This is a genomic window from Lactobacillus sp. 3B(2020), assembly GCF_013487845.1.
Classification (GTDB): domain Bacteria; phylum Bacillota; class Bacilli; order Lactobacillales; family Lactobacillaceae; genus Limosilactobacillus; species Limosilactobacillus alvi.
On sequence record NZ_CP047410.1, the window covers coordinates 1,644,116 to 1,655,529 of the forward strand.

At 42.5% G+C, this 11,414-nt stretch carries 10 protein-coding genes; 1 reads left to right on the plus strand and 9 read right to left on the minus strand.

Going from position 1 to position 11,414, the window contains the following annotated elements; translation table 11 throughout:
* Positions 1–30: 30 nt before the first annotated feature.
* Positions 31–909 carry a LysR family transcriptional regulator gene (locus GTO83_RS08360; RefSeq protein ID WP_180870362.1) on the minus strand — a complete coding sequence of 293 codons (879 nt, stop codon included), beginning with the start codon at positions 907–909 and terminating at the stop codon, positions 31–33.
* Positions 910–1,018: 109 nt separating this feature from the next.
* Here GTO83_RS08360 and GTO83_RS08365 point away from each other — a divergent pair, with 109 nt between their 5' ends.
* A complete protein-coding gene (locus tag GTO83_RS08365; RefSeq protein ID WP_180870364.1) occupies positions 1,019–2,044 on the plus strand; it encodes a YeiH family protein in 1,026 nt (341 codons plus the stop codon).
* Here the strand turns inward: GTO83_RS08365 and GTO83_RS08370 are convergent.
* The 8 genes from GTO83_RS08370 to GTO83_RS08405 all read right to left on the minus strand — a co-directional run bounded on the left by GTO83_RS08370 (position 2,041) and on the right by GTO83_RS08405 (position 11,317).
* Positions 2,041–3,768, minus strand: a complete 1,728-nt coding sequence (locus tag GTO83_RS08370; RefSeq protein WP_180870366.1) for an IS1182 family transposase — start codon at positions 3,766–3,768, stop codon at positions 2,041–2,043. The genes GTO83_RS08365 and GTO83_RS08370 overlap by 4 nt on opposite strands.
* A 299-nt stretch (positions 3,769–4,067) precedes the next feature.
* Positions 4,068–4,730: an NAD(P)H-dependent oxidoreductase gene (locus tag GTO83_RS08375; RefSeq protein ID WP_180870367.1), complete on the minus strand. Its 663-nt coding sequence runs from the start codon at positions 4,728–4,730 to the stop codon at positions 4,068–4,070.
* 349 nt (positions 4,731–5,079) lie between these two features.
* Positions 5,080–5,691 carry a LysM peptidoglycan-binding domain-containing protein gene (locus tag GTO83_RS08380; RefSeq protein ID WP_180870369.1) on the minus strand — a complete coding sequence of 204 codons (612 nt, stop codon included), beginning with the start codon at positions 5,689–5,691 and terminating at the stop codon, positions 5,080–5,082.
* A gap of 315 nt (positions 5,692–6,006) precedes the next feature.
* The gene (locus GTO83_RS08385; RefSeq protein WP_180870371.1) at positions 6,007–6,813 is read right to left on the minus strand and encodes a Cof-type HAD-IIB family hydrolase; all 807 of its coding nucleotides are present in this window, start codon (positions 6,811–6,813) and stop codon (positions 6,007–6,009) included.
* A 1-nt stretch (position 6,814) separates the two neighbouring features.
* On the minus strand, positions 6,815–8,659 hold the full coding sequence (locus GTO83_RS08390) for an acyltransferase family protein (RefSeq protein ID WP_180870372.1): 1,845 nt from the start codon (positions 8,657–8,659) through the stop codon (positions 6,815–6,817).
* A 119-nt stretch (positions 8,660–8,778) separates the two neighbouring features.
* Positions 8,779–9,096: a hypothetical protein gene (locus GTO83_RS08395; RefSeq protein ID WP_180870374.1), complete on the minus strand. Its 318-nt coding sequence runs from the start codon at positions 9,094–9,096 to the stop codon at positions 8,779–8,781.
* Positions 9,097–9,323: 227 nt separating this feature from the next.
* Complete coding sequence (locus GTO83_RS08400) at positions 9,324–10,868, minus strand: ClC family H(+)/Cl(-) exchange transporter (RefSeq protein WP_180870376.1); 1,545 nt, start codon at positions 10,866–10,868, stop codon at positions 9,324–9,326.
* Positions 10,869–10,939: 71 nt separating this feature from the next.
* Entirely contained in the window at positions 10,940–11,317 is a 378-nt protein-coding gene (locus GTO83_RS08405) for a VOC family protein (protein WP_180870377.1), read from the minus strand.
* Between the last annotated feature and the right edge of the window lie 97 nt (positions 11,318–11,414).

The following is an 11,414-nucleotide window of genomic DNA, read 5'->3' on the forward strand; positions in this document are numbered from 1 at the left end:
CATGCCAACTTACCTGCCAAGTAAACACCTTTAGCTTTTTGGGAGCACCTCACTAGCGAGCTGGCTAATTTCCTGAAACTCGGCCGCAAAGGTGCTGTCTTTTAAATAGATTACATTTAAAGGGTGTTGCAAGGGAAAACCAGGTAAATCAACTTCAAATAACCTTTGTTCATCAAGTTCCTCCTCAACCAACGCCCGATACATAAAACTAATTCCAATCCCCTGTTTGACACTTTCAATAATTGCTAAGGGGCTACTGAGCGCCAAACTCTGCTTAAAATCATTTAAATTGGCGTTATGAGCCGCCAACCAGGTTGTTAAAATCTCCCTGGTTCCCGACCCCGGCTCCCGGACTAACAATCGCTGGTCAAAAATCGCTTCTAAGGTTGGCCGCTTAATTAAACGGTTACTTACCCCCACAAAAGCAGCCGTCCCAATTGGTTCCGCAGTAAATTCACGTCGTTCAAAATTACCTTCAATTAAGGCCATGGAAAGTTGACCAGCTAAAAGTTGCGTTGATAATTCTGCTGTATTCCCAATCGTAACCGTCACTTGATGGTCACTTGCAACAATCTTCTTCAATAATTGTGGTAAGAGAAAGGCCGCTAATGAACGCGTAACCCCCAACTTTAGCGATGGAGTTTGGCCAGTTCGCAAGTAATTTAATACTGCTTGGTTGTCATGTTCTAACCGGTTGGCATACGAAACTAATTCTTTAGCCACCGGAGTTAAAGTAATTCGGCGCCCGTGATGATTTAACAATGGTAGGTTAAGGTCGGTTTCTAAACTGGCTAATTGCTGTGAAACCGCTGGTTGGGAAATGAATAAGGCCTTGGCCGCGGCCGTAAGGGATCCGGTTTGCGCCACAATGGCTAAGGTTTCAATCCGGCGATCGAGAAAGTGATCCATCTTTTACTCCTTGATAATTTTTTCTTATACCTAAGAAAGAAATCATAATTTTTATTTATCATTCTACCATGGTAAATTTAGAATGTACTAAAATTTAGGAGGAAGAAAATTGAAAAAAATCTTGAGTGGTCGTTTTGCTACTGCCACGATTTTAACCTTAATCTGTTCACTAGTTGGGAGTTACTTAGCTAGTCTTCCCTATTTAAAAGTGATTGGGGCCCTCGTAATTTCCCTCTTACTTGGGATGGTGATGCAAGTTGGGCGACCAGTTCTCGACTATAGTCGTCCTGGAATTGGTCTAATTGCCAATAAATTCTTACGGGCCGGAATTATCCTCTTAGGCTTCAAATTAAATTTGCTTGCCTTAGCACAAGCGGGGATTAAGACGATTGCCTTAGCAGTTGTTGTCGTAACCTTCACAATCACCGTTACCTATCAATTAGCACGCAAGTTTGGTGTTGATAAGCACCTTGCCATCTTAACTGCGAGTGGAACTGGAATTTGCGGTGCCGCTGCCGTCATGGGAATCTCGTCCCAACTTCACGAAAGCAATGATCCCACAACTAATCTCCGCCATCAAGAAAATGAAGTGGTTGCCGTTGCGATCGTCGCAATCCTCGGGACGCTTTTCACCTTAATTGATATTTCGATCCGCCCCCTTATTCATATGACGGCCGTTCAATTTGGGGTGATGACCGGGGGAAGCCTTCACGAAATCGCCCACGCGGTTGCCGCCGGAAGCGCTGGTGGGCCGGTTAGTTTGGATACCGCCATCATTACTAAGCTTTCTCGGGTCCTCTTATCAGCCCCAGCTGCTATTATTATTGGGATCTGGTACCATCGGAGTAGCCAACAAAACAACCCAAGTAAAAAGCAACCGGTCCCAATTCCCTGGTTCATGGTGGGCTTTATCCTTGCCAGCGTTATGGGAACCTTTATTCCTGACTTGGCCGCTTTCGTCCCTAGCTTGGTTAAATTAGCCTATCTTTTGCTCGGAATGGCCATGGCTGCTTTAGGGATGAATGTTAACTTCAACGTCCTTTTCACGCGCGGAAAAGAAGCCCTCCTAGCGGCCGGTATTTCTTCGGTTCTCCTATTAGCCCTTGTAATTGCCGGAGCAAAGTTGTTCTTTTAGAGAGCATAAGGGTATGAAAGCGAGGGCAGGAAGAGGAGAGGCTGGGAATTAACTATTAATTTTTGCCCCTCTAACATTAAAATCCGGACTATAATTTTTGCCTTGATCAAAAATTGTAGTCCGGATTTTCGATTATTTATGAAATTGGCCCTCCATCGGTTAATTAATTGTCCCAATTTCGTTATGTTTAATGTCATCAGGGCCAGGCCAATGTCATTTTCCACAGCCCGTTGACCACGCAAGTGAGTTCGGCGTATGCCAAAATCCCTCTTCATGTGACCAAAGACTGGCTCAACGTCGAACTTCCGTCGACGATAAATCGCCTTACCTTCGTCACTTGAGAGGGTCGCTTTCACTTTTGCTTTGTAATAATTCCAGGTCGGGTTAACCTTCATATAACGTTGCCGACCACCTGGTGTTTTCGTTAATTTATCCAATTGCGCTGACGGCTGGTGCTTATCTGCCCGATAGATTTTAAAATCACGTTTGAAACCATATTTATCGATTTGCTCACTATACCGATAAAAGCTAAAACGAACCCCTAAATGATCAATATAGTAATCATCTTCGGCGTTATACTGCCAATTTTGTGAGTTAGTTGGGTCGTTTTTAAACTTGCGCTTCTGTTCCTTTTGATAAGTTGTATAGGGAATAATAGGTTGCTTTTCAAACTGATCAAGAATCGTTGTGTAATTGTATTCACTACCATAACCTGCATCAGCGACGATATGTTTAAAGAAGCCTAAGGCATGAAATTGCTTAAGAAATGGCACTAAAGTCCTTGTATCAGTTGGGTTTGAAAATAATCCGTAATCAAGAACAAATTGCTTATGAGTGGCAATTTGTAAGTTATAGCCAGGTTTCAATTCCCGATTCATCATCGGATCTTCTTTCATACACATAAAAGTCGCATCATGATCAGTCTTGGAGTAGCTATTGCGACCTTGGAAGATATCTTCGGCATGTTCATACTTTTGGGCACGAGGAATTAAGTCGTTGCTTAGCTGGTGGCGAAGTTTTTTTAGGAAACGACGACGCCGTTTCCTAACTGAACCACCTTTGATGATTTTGGGTTCTTGCTCAATCTCTTCATCTAATTTAGTGATTTGCTCTCCGAGTTCTTGTTCCATTGTTTTCATGCCTTCGGCAGAAGTGACCAGCTCTGGCGCCATTTCTTGCACCACTCGTTTTTCCACTAATTCCTCATAAATCTTACTTGTCTTTTCCCTTAACTTAGCGTGGTACTTTTCCACTGCACGACGCCAAGTAAATGAATATTTATTGGCATCAGCTTCGACCTTGGTTCCATCAATAAAAACTGCATCATTTTGAATTAGGCCGTGATCTGTTAAAGCCATGGTAAAGTAGACAAAAGCACGCTTGATCAGATTACTAGCGTGCTGACTGCTCCGAAAGTTATTGATGGTGTGGTAACTATAAGTATAGTCATGGGCTAACCAACGCATTGGTAGACTCTCATCCAACATCATTTCAATCTTTCTTCCAGAATAGGTTTGACGCGAGTAGGCAAACAAGAGGATCTTAAGCATAATTGCTGGATGCGATGCAGGGCGGCCAGTAGCCGCCACCGACTCTTCCAATAGAACCTCCTGTGGAATTGAGTCGACAAATGCACTAATTAGTCGCGCAATATGGTTCTTTGGTAAATCATAGTTATAGTTTAGTACGAATTCGGTTTGCCCTATGGTATAATTTTGATACATGGAAATCGCTCCTTTTTGTTTGTTTTCGTGATAATTACATCATATCAGGAGCAACTTCCTGTGTACATAAAAACCGGATGATGAATTGTTTAAGAAATTCATCATCCGGTTTTTACTTTGGACTAGGAGTTTTTTCCCAGCCTCCCCTTTTTCATCTCCGAAGGTTACTCAGTAACTAAGGTCAAAAAGCACGGCCTTAGCGGATAAGTGCGAACGAAAGGCCGATTCTAATGAATCAACCTTCGTTCTTCTTATCCCAACCAGGCCGTCAAGGAGCTTTTTTCCCAACCTCTCGCTTTTTAAATCTCTTCGTAAATATCCGCCAATGGTTGTCGGACCTTGGGCTTAATTGGTTGATCCCGGTAACCAAAACTAACCATAACCGCAATCTGCCAATGCTTTGGATCCATAATTTGATGTTCTGCTAAGAATTGATTCATTTGTGGATAATTAAACCCTTCAATTGGGCAGGTATCAATTCCTAATTCGGTTGCAGCCGTCATCATATTTGCCATTGCAATGTATGCTTGGCGAGCCGCCCAGTCAAACCGTTCTTCGGTGGTTTGGATATTTAAATCCCGTTCTTGAAAAACCTTGAAATGTTGAGATTGTGGGCTATCTGGTGAATACGGTTTATGTTTGACCTCCGCAACTAAATGCTGGATGTAGTCCGCATCATAAGTAACATCCTTCCGGGCTAAAATTAAGAGGATTTTATCAGCCCCATCAAGGCTATTAATTGCTCCCCAGGAAAATGGGCGAATTGCTTCTTTGAGCTTTTCATCTTTTAACAAAATAAACCGCCAAGGTTCATAACCAAATGAACTTGGTGATAACCGGCCAACTTGAAGAATCGTTTGCCAGTCTTCATCACTAATGTGCTTTTTAGGATCGTATTTTTTCGTTGCGTACCGTTGGTTGGCAATCTTTAAAACATGCTCACGAGTTTTAGCTAAAGCCATTTAAATCACCTCTTGCAGTAATTATATCATGCACTAACCGGACTCCGGCGATTATTACCAGCTACTATATGTAAAAAAAGGGGCTAGGAAGAAATACGAGTTTCTTCCTAGCCCCTTTGTCATCTCCGAATGTTACTCAGTAACTAAGGTCAAAAAGCACGGCCTTAGTGGATAAGTGCGAACGAAAGGTCGATTCTAATGAATCAACCTTCGCCCTTCTTATCCCAACCAGGCCGTCAAGGAGCTTTTTTCCCAACCTCCTTGTCATCTCCGAATGTTACTCAGTAACTAAGGTCAAACCAGTTGGCTGGTTCGCTCCAAAGCACGACATACCTGGAGATCATTTATTTTAGTACCAGCCGTTTGCTTGCCAGAAGGCTTGCGCAGCCGTCCAAGAACCGTAACGCGAAGCTACATATTGGTCAGCAACCCGTTCTTGGTTAGCAGCGGAGTAGTCCCCACCAAGGTAAGATGAAGAAAGTTGGTACTTACCGTAGTATTGACCGTTTTGAGCAGTGTAGCTACCACCAGATTCACGTGCAGCAATCCAAGCCTTGGCAGCTGCTTCGCTACCAGAAACGCTTGAAGTGTAACTGCTACTGTTGTTAGTAGCCGTAGTAGCTGATGCTTGACTGGTAGTTGCCGTGTTAGTAGCCGCGTTGTTAGTTGCTGCTTGATTGTTAGCAACGTCTTGTTGACTAGCCACTTGGATTTGACCATTGTCCTTGATCAAAAGCTTTTGACCAACGTAAATCAAGTTGACATCTTGGATGTTATTGTCTTGGGCCAGCTTGTTAACTAAGCTGTTATCCTTGGCAAACTTTTGGGAAATTGAAGAAAGCGTATCCCCAGCTTGTACAGTGTAAATTGAGTCGGCGTTTGCAACACTAGTTCCAGCGGCGATCCCAAAAGCTGCAATTCCAAGAGTAGCGACAGTCGTTAACATACTTTTCTTTAACATAAGGTAATTTAACCATCCTTTACATTTGTTCGTTCAAATCTTTCAACGGTTACTATAATACCGATTAAATGTTACTAGCGTGTCACAGAGCAATTGCTTTTCCTCCGAAACAAGCGCCTTTTTTGTAATCTTTTGTAATAATCATGAACGGAACAAACTAATTTAACCTTAAAATTCCCGAGCTAATAAGGTTTTCGGTTGGCCTAATTTTTCTCGTAAAATTTCACAAATCCACAAAAAAAGATTCTGAATTTAACCAGATTTTTCCTAGTTTGGAAAAAAATGGTTCCAGAATCCTCTTTTTTATGGCTTTTATTACAAATTAATGTCAAATGTCTTTTTCAAGTAAAGCGCGACTCCGTCTTCATCATTGGAAGCCGTTAAATGGTTAGCAACTGCTTTTACTTCGGGCAATCCATTTGCCATTACGACCCCGTCACCAGCACCTGCAATCATTTCCAAATCATTGTCTGCATCCCCAAAGGTCATCAAATTTTCCACCTGCATTCCTAATTTACTCAACAGATGATTTAACCCAAGCATCTTATTAACCTTAGCCGGCAAGAATTCGAGAATGTGGGGTTGGGATTGAACGACCCGAATATGAGCAGGTAACTGAATCTTTTCTTTTACAAGCGTTACTTTAGCTGGTGCGGTTGCCAAAACCGCCTTTGCAAAAACGTGGTTACCATTAGGAAGAGCATCCATCGTTGTATCCACAAATTCAATTCCCTGAACGGTTTGCCGGTATCGTGATGGCCCCAATTCAGTTAATTCATATACTCGTTCAAAGTCTAAAACGTCCATTGGTAATTGGTTAGCCTTGAGATAGTCGTAGACAGGTTGTAAATCAGCTTTAGTCATTCCCAGCGAGAATAAGGGTTCCTTGGTTTGGTTATTGATCACCAAGCCCCCATTAAAGGTGATTGTGTAGTCATCAGGTTGATTTAATTCCAGCTGATCCAGATAATCCCTAATCGCATTAATTGGTCGCCCCGTACAGAGCACCACTTTGACTCCCGCTTGATGGAGTTGCTTTAAGATCTTTTCGTTGACTGTGCTAATCTTCTTTTGACTGTTTAACAAGGTATTATCTAAATCTAAAGCAATCATTTTAATCATTTTACTTTTCCTCTTTAATAATTGTTGTCACCAGTAGTCGGGTAAACTGTGCATTTCCGATTTCATTCATGTGCACGTTGTCTTTACCAAACCAATTATGATGGTTTTTACTCTTAGTATTCCAATCAACGACATGGACATTCGGGTGTTGCTTAGCTTCGCGCTTAATTTGGGTAACCACTGCCTTTTGCCATGGTCGAGTTGGTACATGCGGGGTAATCCAATAAAGTTGCCGATCCCCAACCGTTTGTACGATCTCGTCCGCTACTTGATCAGAGATTGCCCCGTTGGTCCCTAAATTAACAACCACAATTGGGCTCAGTTGGTTTTTATTCGCCAAATCCTTCAGAATATTTAAACCAGCCGCCCCCTGCATCCCGACTTTCGCCTGAACCATAGCGTGCGGCATTACTTCTTGTAAGTCATTAGCAGCATCAACCATCACCGAATCGCCAACTGCTGTAATCCGCCAATCCCCCGCTTGTTTTAATTGCTTTGAATTCAACTGATACTTTTGCTTTAAGGATGGGCTATTAACATCAACTTTAGGAACTTTACCAGCCGCAATTTTTTTATTGCGGTCAGAAGTGGCCTGCTTATTGTGTTGAAGTTGTTTTTGCAGACTTGATTTTGCCGGTTGCGGTTGGGGACCTAAGATCCCAACGCCCGCAATTACTGTAATCAAGCCCATTACCGTCAACGTTACCCATTTCTTTTGGGGCTGTGACTGCTTACGATGCGGACCAAGGGCCTTCCTTTTGAGCGGCGATTCGACTAATCGATATGCCAATTCACTAATCCCAAAGACCAATCCGAGCTCAATTAAGGCATTTAACCAAGGAGCATCGCCAACTGGAAAGAGCCGTTCATAAAAAACCATTACTGGTAGTTGATAGATATATATTTCGTAGGAACGTTGGCCAATATAATGAAAAACTGGATTAGTCAACCATTGATTAACCTGCGCCCCCGGATGAACAATCGTGGCTAATAAAACTAAACCAACCAGACTATCTAGTGCCATTATCCCACGGTAAGTTGAAGCAACTTCCCCATTAATTGTAAAGAAACTAATGATTAAAAGGATTAGACTGATTGCACCAGCTCCATTTAGGAGGTACCGTTCTTTAGCCAACAATGTGACTTTAAGCTTTTGCCGGGGCCAAACTAGGGCTAACCAACTCCCAAAGAGTAACGAAAATGCCCGCGTATCAGTCCCATAATAGACCCGGTTCAGGTTAGTTGGCTGATACAAAACGGCCATCAGGATTATTGACAAGACCGCTAAGCCAATTGTTACCCTTCGCGTGAGCTTAAGGCCACCTCGTTTTAGGAGCCAAATTAAGATAACTGGCCAAATTAAGTAGAACTGGGCTTCTACCCCAAGCGTCCACAAATGAGTAAACGGCGAAGCGCCGTTGAAACGATCAAAGTATGACTGACCATGACCGATTGCCCACCAGTTGTAAACCCAAGTTAGATTAGTCAGGATAATTATCCGTAGATGGACTAGTGATTCTCGAGCAAACAGAGTGATATAAGCACTAGTAAACAAAAGCATCCCCACTAACGGGGGGTAAAGTCGCTTAAACCGACGCCAATAAAACGAACGTAATTTAAGGGGTTGACCAGCCTGCCACTGACGCGTTAATTGGTTGGTTACAAAATAGCCCGTAATTAACAAAAAAAGTGGGACTCCCAAGAAGCCCCCCTTCATGATGTTTGGTAATAAGTGATACATAATGACGCCAATTACCGCAAGGGTTCTTAAACCATCAACCCCACTCACAAACTTTGGCGGTTGACTGATCTGTTTATTAGGGGTCCATTTTGAATATTCTCTCATAAATTTTCCTCGATCTATTTAATGTAAGACCACCGAGAAGGCTTTCCCGCGGTCTCTTAAAAGACCTCTCCATTATAATCAACTTCCACCATTAAAAAAAGTTACCAAAGAATTATTTTTCACCCAACGTGGTTCTCTTTTAAAATTGCGGTCACAATCTTTTCCATTTCCGGCGTCCGTTGCCATTCTTCAAAATGATCCATTGATTCCGGTTGGACCCGGTAATTTTCATTAATGTACTTTTCATATTTAATAACGTTTTGGGAATGTGGGATATTGAGTTTTAGAATTCGGACCTGTTTAATAAAGCCTTTTTCGGCTGCCAATTCAGACCGCCCATTATGGACCATATTGCCGATTTCGTAGTAGGTTGTCCCATCGTTACGCGTAATTTCTTCAATAATATCCAAATTTCCTAGCAATGGTTGTTCTGCCATCATAATTCCCCCTTCATCCAAATCTTTTTCATTATAAACCAAAAATCACCGCCAAGGGGACGGTGATCGGCATAAGAGAGAAAGAGAATTGATTAGAAGGTAAATACTTAATACCTTGTGACTATATGTTAGCGTTTTCAGCCATTTTTGTCAAGATTTATATTGATATTTAATTAACAATCTTTTTATCTCTAATAGATGATAGCGGCCTCTTGATAACTCTTAGTTTAACTTTCATGGGCAGCTTCATTAATTTGCTTTTGATTGGTTAAATGATTAGCCCCAGTTAACTGGATCACTAGCGTATCACCAACTTTTAACTTAGTGTTGCCGTGAGGAACTAACTGTTCTTCACCCCGATAAATCGCTAAAACCAAGCTTCCTTCAGGCCAAGCAAAGCTTTTTACCGCCATTCCATCAAGCTTAGCGCCCTCAAAAATAGTTGTGGTCATCTGGGTCATTCCTTTTAACTTAGCGTGTGGCCGTTGATGAATAAAGTTTTCAAACATCGCAAAGTAAATCGGCCGGCCCCCCATGACGTCATCAACTAAGTAGGCAACAATTGCCACTACCGCAAGGGGCATTAAATGAGCCATCGTCCCAACCATCTCGGTAATTAAGAGGATGGCGGTAAACGGCGCCTTTGAAATACAAGCAAAGTATCCAGCCATGGCGTAGATGACGTAGTTTGGAAGGTAGTGAATCGGCAACAAACCAAGACTAGCCATGGCAGCACTATAAAGCGCTCCAAAAACCGCTCCTAAAGTTAGAATCGGTAAAAAGATTCCCCCAGGTAATTCCGAGGCGTAACTAATCATCGAAAAAACAAAACGCAGGACAAATAGCCAAGCGAGCCATAATAAGACTGGTTGCATCCGAGCTAGGTCAACAATCAGCCCATTACCACCACCGAGGGTAACTGGCCAATACCAAGCGATTGGTATCATCAATAAGAAGGGAATCACTGGATACCAGGCCGGTTTAAACCACTTTACTTGCCGAGTCCATTTTCCGAGCCGTAAAATCACAACTTGGTAAAGGCGGCCTAAAACTCCGAGTAAAAGCCCCAGAATAATTAATTGCCAGTATTGGTTTAAAGGAAAAACACTCTCGTGCGGAACATTCAAATCCGGCTTTAAACCAAAGAACTGCATTGAAACCATGTTGGAACATAGGGCACTGATAAAGACCGACAACCAGACGAGTGGCGAAAAGTTATGGTAGACCTCTTCTAGGATAAACATCGAAGAAGCAATTGGAGCATTAAAGGCTGCTGATAAACCAGCAGCTGCCCCACTTGCAATGCCGACTCGGCGTTCAACAGCTGTTACCTGGCTGGTTTCTGCAATCCCCTGACCGACAGTCGCCCCAAGTTGAATCGAAGGACCTTCCCGACCAAGGAAAAGTCCGGGCCCAATACTTAAGATGCCCCCAAAGAATTTCCGCCACAGAACAGGCCACCATTTTTCGTCAAATTCGCCCATTAGCTGACCTTCAACCTGGGGAATCCCTGATCCTTTAATATTCGGGTTTTTTTGGGTCATATGGCCTAAAATTAGGGCTAGGATAATCGCTCCTATCGCCCAAGGAATTAACCATAATGGATGAGTATGAAAATATCTAAAGGCCTCAATCGTCCACTTCAGTATCGTCTGGATACTTAAACGAAACAAACTCACTACCAGCCCTGTCACTAACCCAATTAAAATTGCCCGGATAATCTGACGACTATTACTATAATTCAAACTATATAACCGCCGTCGTTGTTCCATCAAAAATCACCTCAATCAAATTATCCTTTCCGAGTTTACCATTTTTTATCAATCCAAACACGTCAAAATTGTTATTCATGGATTTCCAATGGTAAGTGGTCCGGATCAAAAAAGAAGGTCATCTTTTTCCCCGTAAAGGTATCTAACCGGACCGGTTCGGTCTTAATTCCTTGCTGATTGAGTTTTTTGACCGTTGCATCTACATCGGCAACCTTGAAAGCAAGATGGCGGAGACCTTGAGCTTCCGGATAGTTTGGCCGTTCAGGCGCCCCTTTAATAATAAACAATTCGATCTCGGTCATACCACAAGCGAGATCAATTTTATAATCATCGCGTTCGGGCCGGTAATTTTCCCGAATGACTTTAAAACCTAATTGGTCAACGTAAAAGTGTTTTGAACGGGCATAATCACTTCCAATGATGGCAACATGATGGATTGTATCAAACATACTCTTCCTCCTATAAATTTCTAACATTTTTATTTTAACGCAAAGAGGGAGGTTGGGAAAAAAGCTCCTTGACGGCCTGGTTGGGATAAGAAGGACG

Excerpts from the sequence above, each read along its gene's own strand:
- GTO83_RS08360 (WP_180870362.1), bottom strand. The coding sequence starts at position 909 with ATGGATCACTTTCTCGATCGCCGGATTGAAACCTTAGCCATTGTGGCG.
- GTO83_RS08370 (WP_180870366.1), bottom strand. The coding sequence starts at position 3,768 with ATGTATCAAAATTATACCATAGGGCAAACCGAATTCGTACTAAACTAT.
- GTO83_RS08375 (WP_180870367.1), bottom strand. The coding sequence starts at position 4,730 with ATGGCTTTAGCTAAAACTCGTGAGCATGTTTTAAAGATTGCCAACCAA.
- GTO83_RS08380 (WP_180870369.1), bottom strand. The coding sequence starts at position 5,691 with ATGTTAAAGAAAAGTATGTTAACGACTGTCGCTACTCTTGGAATTGCA.
- GTO83_RS08385 (WP_180870371.1), bottom strand. The coding sequence starts at position 6,813 with ATGATTAAAATGATTGCTTTAGATTTAGATAATACCTTGTTAAACAGT.
- GTO83_RS08390 (WP_180870372.1), bottom strand. The coding sequence starts at position 8,659 with ATGAGAGAATATTCAAAATGGACCCCTAATAAACAGATCAGTCAACCG.
- GTO83_RS08395 (WP_180870374.1), bottom strand. The coding sequence starts at position 9,096 with ATGGCAGAACAACCATTGCTAGGAAATTTGGATATTATTGAAGAAATT.
- GTO83_RS08400 (WP_180870376.1), bottom strand. The coding sequence starts at position 10,868 with ATGGAACAACGACGGCGGTTATATAGTTTGAATTATAGTAATAGTCGT.
- GTO83_RS08405 (WP_180870377.1), bottom strand. The coding sequence starts at position 11,317 with ATGTTTGATACAATCCATCATGTTGCCATCATTGGAAGTGATTATGCC.